Source organism: Lysinibacillus antri (assembly GCF_003977595.1).
In the GTDB taxonomy this organism is placed as follows: Bacteria; Bacillota; Bacilli; order Bacillales_A; family Planococcaceae; genus Ureibacillus; species Ureibacillus antri.
Genome location: NZ_RYYR01000026.1, coordinates 17,505 through 35,365, shown reverse-complemented (window position 1 = coordinate 35,365; position 17,861 = coordinate 17,505). Strand labels below are relative to the sequence as shown.

The following is a 17,861-nucleotide window of genomic DNA, read 5'->3' as shown; positions in this document are numbered from 1 at the left end:
TAATTAAACTCGATCCTGCTCACGAATATCGTTAATTGGAACGAATACTTCAATATGGCGTTTTAAGTTGGTGAATTGTACTGGTGCATCTCCACCGTATTCACCATCTAAGTTAATATGAATCTCGGCATTTTCTTCAGCAGGTGACACTTTGACAACGCTAGATTTTCTGTAAATAACATTTGGATCATTTAAATGTTCCCCGCGCAAAGCAAGAGACGCAATTCGAATAAAGTCTGCAATATTACACTTTTTCAAAATCATCATTGTAAATAATCCATCATTAATACTGGCATCCGGTGCAATTTTTTCAAAGCCCCCCACGGAATTGGTTAACCCACATAAAAACATCATGGCTTCTCCTTCGAATACTTCATCATCATATTCGATTCGCATGTTAGTTGCTTTGATAGATGGAATCATTTCGATCCCTTTTAAATAGTACGCGAGTTGTCCAAGTACTGTTTTCATTTTGCTTGGTACTTCGTATGTTAGCTCTGTAATACGACCACCAGCTGCGATATTAATAAAGTAGCGGTCATCATTTATAAGCCCTACATCTACCGGGATTGTATCACCTTGAATAATAATATCAATTGCCTCATCAATTTTTCTTGGAATGTGTACTGCACGAGCAAAGTCATTCGTCGTCCCCATTGGTACCAGACCAAGCTTTGGACGGTTTTCAAATGGGCTTATTCCCGCTACAACTTCATTTAATGTACCATCTCCACCTGCTGCAATGATAATATCAAATCCACGTTCAACCGCATTTGCTGCAGCATTTTTCGCATCCCCTTCACCGGTTGTGGCATGGCAAGATGTTTCATACCCAGCGATTTCAAGCTTCTCTAACACTTCAGGTAAATATCGTTTAAATGCTTCTCTACCTGACGTTGGATTGTAAATGATTCGTGCTCTTTTCATGTTATCGTCCATCCTATTTTTCAATATGTACTAAAAACGCTTTCAATAAATGGAAAGTTCCCTTCAAGCAAAAGGTAGCGATGAAGAGAACTGATATCCTTAAATTATTTTATGATAATACGTTCTATTTTGATAATAAATTTGTAATCACTGTTTTCATATCTTCGTATACCCATTTTGCACATTGTGGATCTTGAACATATTTCTCCTGCAATGAAGTATACAATTGTTTTTGTTTTTCTTCAAATGTTGGGTCATCTTTTTCAGGTAAGGTCGTACGCATTTCTGTGACCATTTGTTGAAGTTCAGGCGCACGAGGACCCCATTTGCCAATCACTTCTCCTTGTTCACTAAGGAAAAGGTAGATTGGAATCGCTCTACCTCCATTTGTCAGATGGCGATCAATTAAGTCCGTATCCTGATCACGAAATGCACATCGTATATCCAAATCTGCCGCTTCTGCAATTTTACGAATAACTGGGTTGTTCAGCATCGCATCTCCACACCAGTCTTCGGTAATCGCTAAAATATGTGGTTTTTGCTCTTTTAATAATTGGAATACTTCATCTTTTGGATTGACCTGGAAGTTTTCATACACCTTAAAGCTTGGATCTTTTAAATGCGTCGTCATTTGATTCATGTAGTCTGCCATTGACATGGATTGTTCAAAATATTGTTGTTCGGTTTTCATTGTTCATTCCTCCCTTTCTATTGTCTATTTTGCCTTTTGAAAATGGGAAATACAATTTTTCTGTTTTGGAAGGATGTATAAGCTCTTACTACATAAAGACCACCCTAAAGTTTTCTCAACTTATAGGGTGGCCATAATGATTAGCGTTTATTAATTTCTTCAAGCAAGATTTTATTTAACATTGGTGGGTTTGCTTGCCCTTTTGAAGCTTTCATAATTTGACCTACTAGGAAGCCAATTGCACGGTCTTTCCCGTTTTTGAAGTCTTCAATTGATTGTGGATTTGCATCTAATGCTTCTGTTACGAAACCTAGTAAAACAGCAGGATCAGAAATTTGAACTAATCCTTTGTCTTTTACGATCTTCGCAGCGTCTCCACCGTTTTGTACAAGCTCAGTGAATACTTTTTTCGCAATTTTAGATGAAATCGTTCCATCTGCAATTAATTTCACCATTCCAGCTAAATTCTCTGCTGTTAATGCTGTATCCCTTAGTTCTTTTTGCTCTGCGTTTAAGTAGGCTGAAACATCACCCATTAACCAGTTAGCAGAAAGTTTTGCGTCAGCGCCTGCTGTAACCATTTCATCAAAGAAATCCGAAATTTCTTTGTTTACTACTAGGACACTTGCATCGTAATCGTTTAAGCCAAGTTCTTCAACATAGCGTTTTTTACGAGCATCTGGAAGTTCAGGAATTGAAGCACGAACGCGTTCTAACCATTCGTCGTCAATTTGAAGATCTACTAAGTCTGGCTCTGGGAAGTAACGGTAATCATCTGTACCTTCTTTTACACGCATAAGGACAGTCTTACCTGTTTTTTCATCAAAGCGACGAGTTTCTTGTTGAATTTCGCCACCAGCCATTAATACTTCTGCTTGGCGTACTTCTTCATGCTCAAGACCTTTACGTACAAAGTTGAAAGAGTTTAAGTTTTTCAGCTCTGTTTTCGTACCAAATTCTTCTTGACCATATGGACGGATTGAAATGTTCGCGTCACAACGAAGTGAACCTTCCTCCATACGCACGTCAGAAACACCTGTATATTGAATAATAGATTTTATTTTTTCAAGGTATGCATACGCTTCAGCAGGCGTGCGAATGTCTGGTTCAGAAACGATTTCCACAAGAGGTGTACCTTGACGGTTAAAGTCAACTAATGAATAGCCGTCACCATGTGTTAATTTACCAGCATCTTCTTCCATATGAAGACGTGTAATACCGATTTTCTTTTTGTAGCCTTCCCCGCCATCAGTACCTGGAACTTCGATTTCAATCCAGCCATCATATCCAATTGGTTTATCGAACTGAGAGATTTGATACGCTTTCGGATTGTCTGGATAGAAATAGTTTTTACGGTCAAATTTTGTGTGTTGGTTGATTTTCATGTTAAGAGCTAATGAAGCTTTCATCGCAAAATCAACTACATTTTTATTTAATACAGGTAATACCCCTGGATAACCAAGGTCGATTACTGTTGTATTTGTATTTGGCTCTGCACCAAAATGGTTCGGTGCTGGAGAGAAAATTTTCGAATCTGTTTTTAATTCAACGTGTACTTCTAAACCAATAACTGTTTCAAAGTTCATAATTATTTACCCTCCCAAATTTGAGGAGTTTGTTTATTAAAGTCTGTTGCATTTTCATAAGCGTATGCAGCACGGTAAATTGTTTCCTCATCGAAATGTTTACCGATAATTTGTAAACCTAGTGGAAGACCATTTTCAAAACCACATGGAATTGAGATCGCTGGTACACCTGCTAAGTTAATTGGAATTGTTAAAATGTCGTTTGCATACATCGTCATTGGGTCATCTACATTTTCGCCAATTTTGAATGCTGGTGTTGGTGAAGTTGGTCCAACAATGACATCATAGTTTTCGAATACTTTATCGTAATCTTCTTTAATTAATGTACGAACTTGTTGTGCTTTTTTGTAGTAAGCATCGTACGTACCAGCACTTAATGAATAAGTTCCCAGCATGATACGACGTTTTACTTCATCACCGAAACCTTGTGCACGTGTTTCTTTATAAAGCTCCATTAAGTTTTTCACGCCTTCAGCACGGAAACCATAACGGATTCCATCGAAACGAGAAAGGTTAGAGGAAGCTTCAGATGATGAAAGAATATAGTATGCAGCTAAAGCGTATTTTGAGTGAGGAAGAGATACTTCTTCAACCGTAGCGCCTAAACCTTTTAATACTTCAAGAGCCTCGCGAACTGAGTTACGAGCAGCCTCGCCTACCCCTTCACCAAGGTATTCTTTTGGTACCGCAATACGTAAACCTTTAATGTCGCCATTCAGTTTTGATACGTAGTTTGGCACTGGGATATTCGCTGAAGTTGAATCGTTCGGGTCTACCCCTGCGATTGCTTCAAGAAGAAGTGCATTGTCGTATACATTACGTGTAATTGGTCCGATTTGGTCTAATGATGATGCGAAGGCAACTAAACCAAAACGAGAAACACGACCATACGTAGGTTTCATCCCAACTACGCCACAATAAGCTGCAGGTTGACGGATTGAACCACCTGTATCTGAACCTAGTGAGAATGGTACTTCACCTGCTGCAACACTTGCTGCTGATGCACCTGAAGATCCCCCTGGTACATGGTCAAGATTCCATGGGTTTTTCGTTGTTTTGTATGCAGAGTTTTCATTAGATGAACCCATTGCGAATTCATCCATGTTTAATTTACCAACAGTAATCATCCCTGCATCGCGAAGTTTTTTCACAACTGTTGCATCATAGATTGGCATAAAACCTTCTAAAATTTTAGAAGCACAAGTCGTTTCTAATCCTTCTGTTACGATGTTGTCTTTTACTCCGATTGGTAAACCGAATAATGGACCGCGCTCTTCAAATGGCACTTGATCCATTTCTTCCGCCTGTGCAGTTGCTTTTTCTTTATTTAAAGCTAAGAATGCTTGTACATCGCCATCAAGTTTTTCGATGCGAGCAAAAGCTTCGTTTGTTAAATCAGCAATTTTATATTCGCCGTTATGTAAGCCTTCTTGTAATTCCTTTGATGAACGTTCAAATAACGTCATGGGTTACCCTCCTTCTTTACGCACAATTAGTCTTCTAAAATTGGTGGTACTTTTACTTGACCAGCCTCTTGTTCTTTTACGTTTAGCATCATCACATCACGATCTAAACCTTTTTGCGCAACGTCTTCACGCATAACATTTACGATTGGAAGTACGTGGGATGTTGGAACGACATTCGTTGTATCTAATTCGTTTAATGTTTGAGCAAAGTCAGTAATTTTTCCTAGTTGTTCTGCAAATTTTTCTGCTTCTTCATCAGTGATCGCTAAACGTGCTAAATGCGCAACGTGTTTAACTTCCTCTTTTGATAATTTCGCCATTAATCTACACCTCCGAATTTAAAACGTGGCAATAATCAATAATAATACCATTTTTTCAATGAGAAAAACACGATTTTCGCCATTACTAGCGAATTCATGCTTTTCTTACACAGTTAACCAAAACTTACAATCAAGTATTCGTAACATAAATCCAAACAAATTCTATTATCGCCAAAATTGACGCAAATTCAAACCTATTTATCAAAATGTCATGAAATAAGCAAAACTGTCCAATGAACTAATTTACCACATACAAAAACAGTGCAGTCAAAATTAGACTACACTGTAAAAGCTATTCGTAAATATGAACAAATGGCTCGTCTTCATTTCGTTCTTTTAAAATAAGCACTTCTGGTCCATTAACGGATGTTAGACTTACTTCAATGTCTATGTCTCCTGGCAGTTGTTTTAAAATAACGCCCGATAGATACTGAGTAAACCCAATAATTTCCGTAGTCCCGTAAAATTGAATCGGAATTTCAATGGAAAGTTTTGAAATCGTGTTATTTTGGTAGAAGCCACGGCCAATTACGCTCGTATAATTCGCAAAATATTCATCCACATCTTGTTTGAAGTTTTGGAATCGCGTATTCATTTCTCGATAGATTTCTGCCGGTTGAGCAATTGGGAATGTTACATATTGTTCATTAATATTTTGCCATTCGCCTAAACCATTTTGACCACTATCAGCGAAGTTATAGGCAAAATACGTTCCTGGAATAATGGCATTTCGCGCTTTTTGTTTAAATAAGCCGATCATAATTGGAATATCACTTAACTCTGGGCGAGCTCTTAACCGCGCAATTACTTCATCAGCGATTTCTTTGCCCTTCTTTTCTATCTCGGCATCCGGTATTGTTTCTTCATAATATTCACCGTATTGCTCTTTTTGATAGTAGTAGATTGAGTTTAAGGCTAATCCAATTGAAATCCCTGCCAATTTTACTTTATTGTCATTTGTTTTCACAAGGTAATTTTGTTCTACTATATGTGCTAAGTAGATTGGTGCCTGTTTTGCTCGCACTTCTGGGGTCATCGTATTTCCATTTTGATCGACATCTGGAGGGTTTAACCCTTGTAGTTCAGCCGGATCAGTCGTTTTATCATTACTTCGATCTAACCACTCGCTAACCGTATCTGTATCTAAATATTGTCCCTCTTGAAAGAAATAAGTATCTGTATCATAGACATTTTGAGATAAACGCATTAGACCGTTTTCGACTTCATTAATATCGTATTTGGTTGATAAATTAGACACCACTAACCCACGACTTGCGCTTTCTTTATATGGCACGAGCGTTCTATAATAACTATCACTTAATTTCATACTTGGGATGATTGTCGTTTCAACTTCTGCTTCAGTTTCATCATTTTTCAATACTTCTGTATCTTCTTTTATAGAAGGCACACAACCTGCCAGCATCGCAACAACGACCATCGCCGGAATCCAGCGAAATCGGTTCATCGTTCGAACTCCTTTACTATTGTAATTGTTCTACAAGGCGGTTTTCGTCCCATACTTCAATACCAAGTTCTGTTGCTTTCGTTAGCTTCGAACCAGCATCTTCACCAGCAATGACAAGATCTGTTTTTTTACTGACACTTCCTGTCACAATACCGCCCAGCTCTTCTATTTTCGCTTTTGCTTCATTGCGTGTCAATTGCGATAATTTTCCTGTTAACACAATTGTCTTGCCTGCAAATGGATTATCCCCAATTTCCACTTGCACTTTCTTTCCTTTATATGTCATATTCACGCCAACTTCTTTTAAACGAGAGATCAATGATTTCGCTTCATCTTGTTGGAAGTATGTTACTACAGAATCTGCCATTTTATCCCCAATTTCAAAAATAGCCGTTAGTTGTTCTTCTTTGGCTTCCATTAGCTGATCAATCGACTCAAATTGCTCGGATAAAATTCTTGCAGCTTTTTCTCCGACGTGACGAATGCCAAGTCCAAATAATAACCGTTCCAACGAGTTTTCCTTGGATTGCTCAATCGCATTTACTAGATTATTGGCTGACTTTTCACCCATACGTTCTAGTTTCACGAGTTGTTCTACTTCTAAATGATACAAATCGGCAACGTCTTGGATTAACTGTTCACGTAATAATTGCTCTACTACTTTTTCGCCTAAACCATCGATATTCATAGCGTTACGCGAAACGAAATGTTTAATTCCTTCTGCGATTTGAGCAGGGCAGCTTGGATTGACACAACGCAATGCCACTTCTCCTTCAATTCGTATAAGTTCACTATCGCAGGCAACACAATTGGTTGGCATTTCAAATGGGACAGAATCCTCAGGTCGTTGCTCGAGTATTACACCCACTACTTCTGGTATTATGTCCCCCGCTTTATGCACAATAACTGTATCACCTATGCGGATATCCTTTTCACGAATTAAATCTTCGTTATGAAGGGATGCCCGTCCTACTGTAGATCCTGCTACTAGCACGGGTTCTAAAATGGCTGTTGGCGTATGGACACCTGTTCGCCCTACTGTTAATTCGATGTCGATTATTTTTGTTACCACTTCTTCAGCAGGGAACTTATAAGCAATTGCCCAGCGTGGACTTTTTGCCGTAAAACCTAATTCGTCTTGATGGGCATAACGATTTACTTTCACTACAATCCCATCAATTTCATAAGGGAGATTTAGTCGGTCTTCTGTCCACTTATCTATGAACGCTAGAACGTCTTCAATTGTTGCACATTGTTGTCTTTCTCTATTTGAAGGGAAACCAAGCGTCTGTAAATAATCGAGCATTTCTGCGTGTGAATCAATTCCATATGCTTCACCATCGCCACCAATTGCATAAATAAACGTAGAAAGATTACGACTTGCAGCAATCTTCGGATCCAATTGGCGAAGGGACCCTGCTGCTGCATTACGCGGGTTTGCAAATAGCTCTTCGCCTTTCTCCGCACGAGCGTTATTTAACGATTCAAAGGATTTTTTTGGCATATACGCCTCTCCGCGCACTTCAATCGTTACCGGTTCTTTTAAACGTAATGGGATTGCCCGTATCGTTTTTAAATTGGCTGTAATGTCTTCTCCAACTTGCCCGTCTCCACGAGTAGCACCTTGAACAAAAACCCCATTTTCGTAGCGTAACGCTATTGCTAACCCGTCAATTTTCAACTCACACACATAGGAAAAATTATCTCCAATAGCTTGTCGGATTTTTCGGTCAAAATCACGCAAATCATCTTCATTAAAGGCGTTGGATAAACTTAACATCGGATACGTATGGGTCACTTTTCGGAAACCATCAACCGCAATTCCGCCAACACGTCCTGTCGGTGAATCGGGGTAAACTAATGAAGGATGTTCTTGTTCTAAGGCAATTAATTCATGTAAGAGCTGATCGTACACAGCGTCACTAACTACGGGTTTGTCCAAAACGTAGTAGGCATGACCATATTCATGAAGAAGTTGGTTTAACTCCGCAACTCGTTTTTCAATTTCGTTCATTGTTTTCCTCCAAATCAATTACGCCTCGGCGTAATTGCGTCCAGATTTCGGACTCGTGTTTACACGAGTCAACTCCTTTACGAAATCTGTGACATCCGCCTGGGGCTTTATCTTCATTCAGTCGGGGTTTGAACCCCCACTGAAATCGTTACTTTTATTCATTCATCCCCCACTTATAGAAGTGGGAGTCTTCTGCTGAATGAAGATAATACTTGGTCTTCATTTACGCTTTTGTAATCGGTGCAAATTTTGCAAGTAGGCGCTTGATTCCCACTCCCGGGAATGCAATGTCTAGTTCTAGTCCATCCCCATTGCCTTTTACACTTACTACTGTACCTGTTCCCCATTTTCCATGGACCGCTTTATCTCCAGCTCTCCACTCAAGTTCGTTCCCACCTGTTGATTGTAAACTAGCCATTTGAGGTTTTGTTTGGACAGTTCCGATTGTACGTCTACTGCCCGCGCGTTTTGTTCGGTTTGAGCCAAATGGAAGGTCGTCTGCATCAAAGCGATTACTTGCTCTTGAGATTTGTTCCATCACTTCATCAGAAATTTCATTTAAGAATCTAGATGGCATATTAAAACTTGAACGCCCATAAAGAGTCCGTGATCCCGCACAAGTTAGGTAAAGTCGCTCCTCAGCTCGCGTTACGCCGACATAGGCAAGCCTCCGTTCTTCCTCCATTTCTGCTGCATCATCTAAGGACCTTGAATGAGGGAAGATATTTTCCTCCATACCAATGATAAATACGACCGGAAACTCTAATCCTTTTGCTGAGTGCATCGTCATTAAAATGATGCTACCTTTTGATGTGTCTTCCTTATCTAAGGCGTCAATATCCGCGACAAGGGCTAAATCTGTTAAGAATGCAACAAGAGATTTATCTTCACTACGCTCTTCAAAAGCCTTTGTTACCGATAAAAACTCCTCAATATTTTCTAGACGACTCTCTGCTTCGATTGTTTTTTCATTTTGCAGCATTTCACGGTAGCCAGTTTTATCAATGACTTGCTCTACTAGTTCTGTAACAGATAAATATTCTTGAATTTTTGTTAAGTTCGCAATTAAGTCATAAAATTTTTCAACTGAACTCGCTGCTCTTCCTGTCAGCCCCATAAATAAAACATCTTTCATGGCATCAAAAATCGAGCGATCCTGTTCAATGGCATAGGTTGCGATTTTTTCAAAGGATGTTGCCCCGATACTTCTTTTTGGCTCATTTATGATACGCGCAAGGGACAAGTCATCATCATTGTTTGAAATGAGACGTAAGTATGCAAGCAAATCTTTAATTTCTTTTCGATCGTAGAATTTTGTACCACCCACAATTTGATACGTCATATTGGATTTAACTAGTACTTCCTCCATGACACGGGATTGTGCATTGGTACGGTAAAGAATAGCAAAATCGTCTAATGACCGGTTTTCCTGGTCCATTAATTTTTGGATTGTTTGCACAACAAATTGCGCTTCATCTTGTTCGTTAGAAGCTTTGTACACCACAATTTTTTCACCTTCAAAATTTTCGGTGCGTAATTTTTTCGGGTACCTGCTTTCATTATGTTCAATGACATCATTTGCAGCTTGTAAAATGCGCTTTGTTGAACGGTAATTTTGCTCGAGTAAAATCACTTTTGCATTGGGGTAATCTTTTTCAAAGGATAAAATATTCCCAATATCAGCTCCACGCCAGCGATAAATACTTTGATCCGAGTCCCCAACGACGCAAATATTTTTAAACTTACTTGCAAGCATTTGGACAAGTTTATATTGGGAGTGATTCGATATGGATAGGTAAGCCTTTGAAGTCATCTCCAGCTTTTCCCCCCATTCACACCGTACGTGAGAGTTTCCCCTCATACGGCGTTCCATCAGTTCCTAGCTCTTTATTATTTCTATTTTCAGTCTCAACTAATTTACTTAGCTGTTTCAGTCAATGATTTACTATGTAATCATTTCTCTTAGTCATACTCGAACCTGAAATGCCAAAACGAATAATAAGTGTTCTATTCACTGACTAATGGCTATCCCTCCACCGCTTGTTATCACGGCTTCGTTGGTACTGTGCCATCACTTTCACTAGTTTAAAATGAAGTTATACTTACGCTTTCCTTCATACCGCTTCACTGAGTGCAATCTCTCCACGTAACCAGCTTCCCACGTTCCAAGAATCCTATCTGTACATACAAAATCGTTAGGTCATTCCTCTAGCCCTGTTAGCTGGATGATGCCTGTAACATCATAAGGTATTTCATAAAGACAAATCTTACTCTACCTCACTAACCCAAACATGTTGGACTGCCCTTTTCGAACAGCTATATCTCTAGAGCCGTACATTCGGAATTTCGTCAGTAAGCAGTTGTATTGCCTACATTCTAACCATAGATTTTCTTATAGAACCCCAGCCTATCTATCATACAAGATACCTCTATCCCGCTTTCCTTCTTTCGATTAGGATGATATTCAGCTGACTTCACCGAGCTTATAACCTCATTTTGATTGCACAAAACGACGCTATTCGGAGGATTAGGCTGAGCCTTTCAGAGCGTTACCTCGTCATTCGACTCATCAGATTCTTAGTTCTCCTAGCTATTTGCTAGTGGCTAATCTTTTCAATTAGCAACGTGTCGCACTATCCTGGTACTCATCAACGTGAATGTATTGGAATTTGTTTTGGTAAAACTCCAGCACATCTGGTACTCGTTCAAATAACGTAATCGTTGTCATGATTAAATCATCGAAGTCGAGTGATTGGTTTTTTCGGAGTCTTTTTTCATACTCTTCATAAACTTGAGCAATCACTTTCTCGTAAGGATTGTTTGGATTGCTATTGGCTTTATACATATCCGCTGTAATACATTCGTTTTTAGCAGAACTAATTGCATTTAGAATAGTACGCGGCTCATATCTTTTAGAATCGATATTAAGTTGCTTTAATACGTTTTTTACTACGGATAATTGATCGGCTGAATCTAAAATCGAGAAACTTTTTGAGTAGCCAATACGGTCAATGTTCCGCCTAAGAATCCTTACACACATTGAGTGGAAAGTAGAAACCCACATACTCTCTGTTGTGCCATTCCCTAGTAATCCATCGATTCGCTCACGCATTTCGCGCGCGGCCTTATTTGTAAACGTGATGGCTAAAATTTTTGAGGGGTATACTTCCTTTTCCACAACAAGATAAGCAATGCGATGAGTTAATACACGTGTTTTTCCCGATCCTGCTCCTGCCATGATTAAGAGCGGTCCCTCTGTTGTTCTCACCGCTTCAGCTTGCTGTGGGTTCATTCCGTTTAATAAATTTTTGGTTATTTGTTCCATGGTGCACCGCCTTTATACAAACATTCGTTCTCATTATACTATATGTGTCTAGCTAAATCGATACGCTTTTAACGACCTCCACTGTTTTTAAAGCCAATTTTAAATCATCATAAATAACATTCCCTACAATGACCGTATCCGCTAACCTCGCCATTTCTTCTGCTTGGGCTACTGTTGTAATCCCTCCGCCGTAGAAAAGTTTTGTTTCATTTAATACTTCTTTTACTGAAGCAACAACTTCTACATCACCATATGTTCCGCTATATTCTACATAAAAAATGGGTAGCTTAAAGTAATTTTCTGCTAAGCGCGCATAGGCAATGACGTCCTCTTTTGTTAAATCTGTGTTGGCACTTGTTTCTTTCGCTACCTTACAATCAGGGTTTAAAACACAATACCCTTCAGCAAGTAACTCGTCCCACACCATAACATCCCCATACTCCTTTAATGCCGCATGATGTAGGTCTTTTACCCACTTCGTATCGGTACTGTTCAATACGGAAGGAATTAAATAATAATCAAACCCACCAATAATCGATTCGATATTTGAAATTTCAAGGGCAACCGGTACAGAATAACGTCTTACACGAAGTAAAATATCAATGACATTATCGACCGTCACATCATCCGTTCCACCTACTAAAATCACATCTGTACCTGATTCACACACTTTTTCTAGTGCTTCATCTGTTATTTCCTTTGCTGGATCGATTTTGAACACATGCCGCCAAGTTTTAAAATCCATTCTCATCCCACCTACTATCTAATCTTTATATCGTAACAAGTATATCGCAAACTGTCCTAAAGCGAAAAAGTTATCTTACAACGTGAATCACACCTATAGAAATAAAAAAACTGCCTATAGTCAGCACTTTGACTTACTAGGCAGCCCTTTACATTACTTTGAAGCTTGGAACGGTTTTTCGTCAGGATAAAGTCGTCCTAACATTTCATCATACGTATCATTTCCATAGTCGAAACAACGGCGTACACGCGAAATAGTAGCTGTAGAAGCTCCTGTTTCCTTTTTGATTGTTTCGTACGTTTTCTTTAATCGAAGTAAATGAGCTACCTCGAAACGTTGCGCTAATGATTGAATTTCACTTATTGTACATAAATCATCGAAAAATTTATAGCATTCTTCTAAATCTTTTAGTTCTAATACTGCTTTAAATAATTGATCTGTTTGATGCCCTCGAATTTTATCGATTTGCATGTAAATTCTTCCTTTCACTTATGCTAAGAGAACTTAACGGATGACACAATGCCTGGATTCTTTGGAACAAAGTGGATCCATGTTTGTCCAGGTACGAGCTTCACATCACTACCGTCAACTTCTACTGCTTTTAAAATACCTTCTACATTTTCCCAGCTGACTTCACGCATCATACCATTTTGAAATAAATAGGCAGTTCCACCTGAAGTTATATCTATTTCTCGACGTCCTTCGCTATCAATAATAGAATGGTCCATTTCGAAAAATAGAACATTGGATAACGCAATCGGTTCATTTGTTAAATCGTCAATCGTTTCAACACTACCGGACTCTCTCGAATAGCTTTGCGTTTCAGGATTAAACGTATAAGTACTATTAAAGGAATCAGAGCCACCATAATTAATCGTGACTGTATTTGCTTCTAATCCCATTTTAACATTTTCTTCTGGTTCATAAAAAGTATAAGACACTTTTTTCTGATAAAGAAGTGAAGCGTTCACCTTCTCTGCTCCTAATTCGATATTTTCACCAGGAATATATGAATTGTGTGGTGCCACTCGGTTTGAAGATCGTTTAAAAATGGTTCCGTCATATGCCATCCCATTTATATGATCAACAACACCATTCATCAGCATCGTCTGTGCTTCTGGGCTATAGCCATGTGCAATATAAAATGCGTCTAACCCTTCTGCGATTTCAATAAAATAGTCGCGCGCACTACGGATAGGTCCGATTTGGTCAGGTATTTCGGTTTGGAACAATCCTAGTAATCTCGTAACATCACCCTCTGCTAGCATTTCATAAATAACATCCGCAGAGCCAATACCAGATTGGGGGCGTGCTTTTGGATGGTTATTGATCGTTGCGATAATTGGTCGCATACTTATTTCGTTTGCAACGTTTTCACCAGTAAATGGTGTGACATACGGTAATTCTACTTCCTCTGTGACCGTTACAGGGACTGTTTCTTCTGTTTCTGCGACTTCTTCTTGTGCTTCTTCTTTATCTCCACATCCTACTAATAAGAGTGCAGAACAGGCTAATAAATAACTGTATTTCTTTAATCCCATTATTCTATATCTCCCCTTTAGCGCATGACAGCTGGTAACAATACATTCTTCTTCATGACGTCGTATAATCCACTAGGTGTAATTCGAATATATGGTAAATGTGTTGATTGTAAAAATAATAATGTATAAATGGCATCTGTATGGTGATAGCCGCGCTCTTTTAATGCGGACTTCAACTGAATTTCATACTCGATTAACTGTTCAACGTCCCCATCGTAAAGTGTTCCATTAATCGTTAACGGAATCGAAGCAACTACTTCATTGTTTTCCGTTAAGGCGATTCCACCATTCATCTTTTTTAGCTCATCAAAGGCAAGTTTCATATCTTCCACATTCTTTCCGATCACAATGATTTCACCTGTGTTCGAATAGGATGAGGCAAATCCTTTTACATGAGTAGCAAAACCTTTAAGCATCGTATTGACTCGCCATTTCCCTTTGCGATCAATTAAAAGTAAATAGCTTTGGTCATTGCCAAGCGGAATTTCTTTTTTATTAAAATGAAGATTAATAGAATAAGGTTTTGTAATGACATCATTCACCATTTCAATTCCAATTGGCATCGAGAATTGGAAATCTTCATCCGATAAATCAAAATCAATCGCAAATGGTTCAAAGCTACTCCAATCAATCTTTGGTAGAGCATGAACTTTCTTACTGCTTCGCTTTAACCAAACTCCTTTTGATAAAACAGCTTCTGGATTTGGTGTGTATTCGTCCTTTAAAATATTTAACGTTGCAAAACGCCCTGTGCCGATAAATCCATGTAAATGAGAAATATTATAATAACGTGCCACATTATACGAGGCCATGTTATAGGCATCAATTGGGGATACCCCTGCATCTAAAGTAATTTGAATACATTTGTCCATTACACCGTCTTGATGGAAGCTCGGCGTAGATCCATCTGTCGTCATCATTAAATGATCAAAGATGTTTAATTGCTTTTCGATGATGCCTTTTAATAATTGTGGCAAATCCGGACGAATTGAGGAATGCCTTAAAGTGACTGCATAACCGTGTAGTATACGATTTTCTACTTCGTCAACCGTCATCGATTCATGATCGCCATCTACACCAAACAATTTCATACGAGCAAGTGTTTTATCGGATGCACCCGGTAAATGCCCTTCCACCTTTTTCCCTTTTAGCTTTGACGATTGTAGCCAATAGAGGAGTAAATCATCTCCACGTAATAAACGTGGCCATCCTGTTAGCTCGCCACCAAGTAACACATCATTACGTTCTAACCATTCAAATATGGACTTATTTGTAAATAGTTCATCTTCGTTATCAAGTTCGGTTTGCGAATCAAAACGAACCCACCAATAAAAAGAAAACGGCAATTTTTTCAACTGTTCTAAAATTGAAAACGCTTTCTGATTTGGGAGTGATAGAACAAATGTCATATTATCCGCTATGAACGTTGTTGTCCCAGTTTGTGCTGCAAAATCTGCAAAGGATTGCGGGTTATACAGCTGGAACGGGTGAACGTGTGGTTCGATATATCCAGGTACGACCACTTTACCTTGTAGATCAACAATTTCTGTATTTTCCAGATTTGTAGGCATGTCTTTTCCAACATATACAATACGGTCATTCAGTATCCAAATATTACCGTAAACCCAAGTTTTAAGCATACTATGTAGATAACGTGTATTTTTTAAAACCAGCGTTGGCGCATGATGCCCATCAATCACTTGAACTTGCTTTCGTACTTCTTGAATTTTCCAGGTAGATTCTGGCACTTGTTACACTCCCTTCTATTACTTTTAAAATTTATTTCGGTTAAGAACTTTTTATACGCACATACTAACTTTGCTCAAAAAGTTTACAATTTATTTACACACTTTTGAAGCGCTTACTTCATTTTATCGTATCATAGCACTTTAATAAATTAAAGTTTTTGCGATGGAACATATTAACTTTAAAAGGAGTGTTTTACATGCAGGAAAATATTTCAGAAAAAAGTGGTTTTGTTCGCCTCGCTCTTGGTACAGGTTTAACGGCTTTTGGTGTCGCTCACTTAACAAAGGATTCGGGAAGTAAATCACTAGGTTCTGCTTTAGTCATTGCAGGTGCGATGAAAGTAGCAGAAGGGATTTTCTTATATTGCCCAATGAAAGCCCTCCTTAATTCAAATGTAAAAGAGGCAGTTTATACATCCTTTGATGAATATATGGATGGGGATAGCCTGTTACGTGCCTATAATGATGCTTATGAAAACCGCTGGGGAAGCGAACAAAACAACAACAAGTCACAAAAAAAATCCACTTCTTGGACAGATACAGGATTAGCAAAAGCGGCTTCACAAGCGATGGATGCTGTTTCTAAAGGTGAAGATTTTTCAGATGTCGTTCAATCTTTTAACGGTGGAAATACTTCTGGATCAAGTTCTTCACAATCAAACCAATCGAAATCATCCAATAGCGGGCAATCTGCAACGAACCCAAGCTAACATGAAAAGGGAATGTCTACTAGCTGACATTCCCTTTGTTCTTATTTAAATGTTCGCCAGCCAATATCTTTGCGGAAGAAGAATTGATCCCATTGTTGTGAGTTGATGCCTTCATACACTTTTTGTTGCGCTTCTTTTAATGTATCTGCTTTTGCTCCAACTAAAAGAACACGCCCACCATTTCCAACAAAGTTTCCATCCACTTGTTTCGTTCCTGCATGGTATACATAATAATTTTCCGTTAGTTCTGCTAAATCAGGTAGAGGATTTCCCTTTTCTACATCTCCTGGGTAACCTTCTGCTGCAATGACAACACCTAACATTGCTTCGTTCGACCATTGTAAATCAAAATATTTTTCTTCCATTAACGATTTCATAAATAAACCAAAATCAGAACTCATACGTGGGAGAACGACTTGTGTTTCAGGATCTCCAAATCGAGCATTAAATTCAATAACTTTTGCACCTTGTTTCGTTAAAATAAGTCCCGCATAAAGAATACCAGTGAAAGAAACACCTTCTTCTTCCATTGCTTTTACTGTTGGCTCCACAATTTCAATGTATGCATTTGAAACGACTTCTTGTGGAATTTGAGGTACTGGTGAATAGGCACCCATCCCACCTGTGTTTGGTCCTTTGTCACCATCGTAAGCACGTTTATGATCTTGTGCAATAACCATTGGATAAATTTGACCTTTATGAACAAATGACATGAATGAAAACTCTTCACCATCTAAAAATTCTTCAATGACAACTCGAGAAGACGACTCACCAAAACGTTGATTCCCAATCATATCGTCAATTGCTTCGATTGCTTCTTGTTCTGTCATTGCTACAATAACACCTTTACCAGCTGCTAATCCGTCAGCTTTGACAACGATTGGTGCGCCTTGTTGTTTTACATATTCAATTGCTTTCTCGGCATCTGTAAATGTTTCGTAAGCAGCAGTTGGGATATTATATTTTTTCATAATTTCTTTTGCATACGATTTACTGCCTTCAATCTGTGCTGCAGCTTTTGTTGGACCAAAAATTGTTAATCCACGCTCTTGGAAAAAGTCTACGATACCTGCCGCTAATGGTTGTTCGGGTCCGACAAATGTTAATTCAACGGCATTTTCTTTTGCAAATTGTGCTAATCCAGCAAAATCCATTGCATCAAGTGCAACTACTTCTGCACAGTCGCGCATGCCATCGTTCCCTGGCGCTACAAAAACTTTTTCTACAGATGGTGCTTCATTAAATTTTTTTGCAATTGCATGTTCACGTCCACCACTACCAATGACAAGAATATTCATGTGAGTTGCCTCCCTTATTAAATAA

13 protein-coding genes and 2 pseudogenes are annotated in these 17,861 nt (G+C 38.7%); 1 reads left to right on the top strand and 14 read right to left on the bottom strand.

The genetic code is table 11. The features are described 5' to 3' along the window. Nucleotides 1-3 precede the first annotated feature (3 nt). The 13 genes and pseudogenes from EK386_RS15545 to EK386_RS15485 form a co-directional block, all read right to left on the bottom strand. Complete coding sequence (locus EK386_RS15545) at nucleotides 4-927, bottom strand: diacylglycerol kinase (protein WP_126660097.1); 924 nt, start codon at nucleotides 925-927, stop codon at nucleotides 4-6. A gap of 124 nt (nucleotides 928-1,051) precedes the next feature. After that, the gene (locus EK386_RS15540) at nucleotides 1,052-1,618 is read right to left on the bottom strand and encodes a thioredoxin family protein (protein ID WP_126660096.1); all 567 of its coding nucleotides are present in this window, start codon (nucleotides 1,616-1,618) and stop codon (nucleotides 1,052-1,054) included. A gap of 140 nt (nucleotides 1,619-1,758) precedes the next feature. Next, a complete protein-coding gene (gene gatB, locus EK386_RS15535) occupies nucleotides 1,759-3,204 on the bottom strand; it encodes an Asp-tRNA(Asn)/Glu-tRNA(Gln) amidotransferase subunit GatB (protein ID WP_126660095.1) in 1,446 nt (481 codons plus the stop codon). A 2-nt stretch (nucleotides 3,205-3,206) separates the two neighbouring features. Next, nucleotides 3,207-4,670, bottom strand: a complete 1,464-nt coding sequence (gatA, locus tag EK386_RS15530) for an Asp-tRNA(Asn)/Glu-tRNA(Gln) amidotransferase subunit GatA (RefSeq protein WP_126660094.1) — start codon at nucleotides 4,668-4,670, stop codon at nucleotides 3,207-3,209. Between the two features lie 26 nt (nucleotides 4,671-4,696). Continuing rightward, nucleotides 4,697-4,990: an Asp-tRNA(Asn)/Glu-tRNA(Gln) amidotransferase subunit GatC gene (gene gatC / locus EK386_RS15525; RefSeq protein WP_126660093.1), complete on the bottom strand. Its 294-nt coding sequence runs from the start codon at nucleotides 4,988-4,990 to the stop codon at nucleotides 4,697-4,699. Nucleotides 4,991-5,282: 292 nt separating this feature from the next. Then, the gene (locus EK386_RS15520) at nucleotides 5,283-6,455 is read right to left on the bottom strand and encodes a CamS family sex pheromone protein (RefSeq protein WP_126660092.1); all 1,173 of its coding nucleotides are present in this window, start codon (nucleotides 6,453-6,455) and stop codon (nucleotides 5,283-5,285) included. A gap of 16 nt (nucleotides 6,456-6,471) precedes the next feature. After that, a complete protein-coding gene (gene ligA, locus EK386_RS15515) occupies nucleotides 6,472-8,469 on the bottom strand; it encodes an NAD-dependent DNA ligase LigA (protein WP_126660091.1) in 1,998 nt (665 codons plus the stop codon). Between the two features lie 223 nt (nucleotides 8,470-8,692). After that, nucleotides 8,693-10,255, bottom strand: a pseudogene (locus tag EK386_RS15510) (3'-5' exonuclease); the annotation flags it as partial. An 846-nt stretch (nucleotides 10,256-11,101) separates the two neighbouring features. Then, nucleotides 11,102-11,794 (bottom strand): annotated as a pseudogene (locus EK386_RS15505) (UvrD-helicase domain-containing protein); the annotation flags it as partial. 52 nt (nucleotides 11,795-11,846) lie between these two features. After that, complete coding sequence (pcrB, locus tag EK386_RS15500; RefSeq protein ID WP_126660090.1) at nucleotides 11,847-12,539, bottom strand: heptaprenylglyceryl phosphate synthase; 693 nt, start codon at nucleotides 12,537-12,539, stop codon at nucleotides 11,847-11,849. Nucleotides 12,540-12,692: 153 nt separating this feature from the next. Further along, nucleotides 12,693-13,010 (bottom strand): YerC/YecD family TrpR-related protein, encoded by a 318-nt coding sequence (locus EK386_RS15495; RefSeq protein WP_126660089.1) that lies wholly within the window; start codon nucleotides 13,008-13,010, stop codon nucleotides 12,693-12,695. A gap of 23 nt (nucleotides 13,011-13,033) precedes the next feature. Further along, entirely contained in the window at nucleotides 13,034-14,080 is a 1,047-nt protein-coding gene (locus tag EK386_RS15490) for a DUF3048 domain-containing protein (protein ID WP_126660088.1), read from the bottom strand. Nucleotides 14,081-14,097: 17 nt separating this feature from the next. Continuing rightward, a complete protein-coding gene (locus EK386_RS15485) occupies nucleotides 14,098-15,828 on the bottom strand; it encodes an adenine deaminase C-terminal domain-containing protein (protein ID WP_126660087.1) in 1,731 nt (576 codons plus the stop codon). A gap of 197 nt (nucleotides 15,829-16,025) precedes the next feature. On the opposite strand from EK386_RS15485, the gene EK386_RS15480 reads away from it, so the two are divergent. Continuing rightward, complete coding sequence (locus EK386_RS15480; protein ID WP_126660086.1) at nucleotides 16,026-16,538, top strand: YgaP family membrane protein; 513 nt, start codon at nucleotides 16,026-16,028, stop codon at nucleotides 16,536-16,538. A gap of 41 nt (nucleotides 16,539-16,579) precedes the next feature. Here the strand turns inward: EK386_RS15480 and purD are convergent, their stop codons facing one another. Beyond that, nucleotides 16,580-17,836, bottom strand: coding sequence for a phosphoribosylamine--glycine ligase (gene purD, locus EK386_RS15475; RefSeq protein WP_126660085.1), 1,257 nt, complete (start codon nucleotides 17,834-17,836; stop codon nucleotides 16,580-16,582). Between the last annotated feature and the right edge of the window lie 25 nt (nucleotides 17,837-17,861).

Bases quoted from the DNA above. Each gene is read 5' to 3' on its own strand.
- EK386_RS15540 (WP_126660096.1), bottom strand. From the start codon at position 1,618: ATGAAAACCGAACAACAATATTTTGAACAATCCATGTCAATGGCAGAC.
- EK386_RS15490 (WP_126660088.1), bottom strand. From the start codon at position 14,080: ATGGGATTAAAGAAATACAGTTATTTATTAGCCTGTTCTGCACTCTTA.
- gatB (WP_126660095.1), bottom strand. From the start codon at position 3,204: ATGAACTTTGAAACAGTTATTGGTTTAGAAGTACACGTTGAATTAAAA.
- EK386_RS15545 (WP_126660097.1), bottom strand. From the start codon at position 927: ATGAAAAGAGCACGAATCATTTACAATCCAACGTCAGGTAGAGAAGCA.
- pcrB (WP_126660090.1), bottom strand. From the start codon at position 12,539: ATGGATTTTAAAACTTGGCGGCATGTGTTCAAAATCGATCCAGCAAAG.
- EK386_RS15520 (WP_126660092.1), bottom strand. From the start codon at position 6,455: ATGAACCGATTTCGCTGGATTCCGGCGATGGTCGTTGTTGCGATGCTG.
- ligA (WP_126660091.1), bottom strand. From the start codon at position 8,469: ATGAACGAAATTGAAAAACGAGTTGCGGAGTTAAACCAACTTCTTCAT.
- purD (WP_126660085.1), bottom strand. From the start codon at position 17,836: ATGAATATTCTTGTCATTGGTAGTGGTGGACGTGAACATGCAATTGCA.
- EK386_RS15495 (WP_126660089.1), bottom strand. From the start codon at position 13,010: ATGCAAATCGATAAAATTCGAGGGCATCAAACAGATCAATTATTTAAA.
- gatC (WP_126660093.1), bottom strand. From the start codon at position 4,990: ATGGCGAAATTATCAAAAGAGGAAGTTAAACACGTTGCGCATTTAGCA.
- gatA (WP_126660094.1), bottom strand. From the start codon at position 4,670: ATGACGTTATTTGAACGTTCATCAAAGGAATTACAAGAAGGCTTACAT.
- EK386_RS15480 (WP_126660086.1), top strand. From the start codon at position 16,026: ATGCAGGAAAATATTTCAGAAAAAAGTGGTTTTGTTCGCCTCGCTCTT.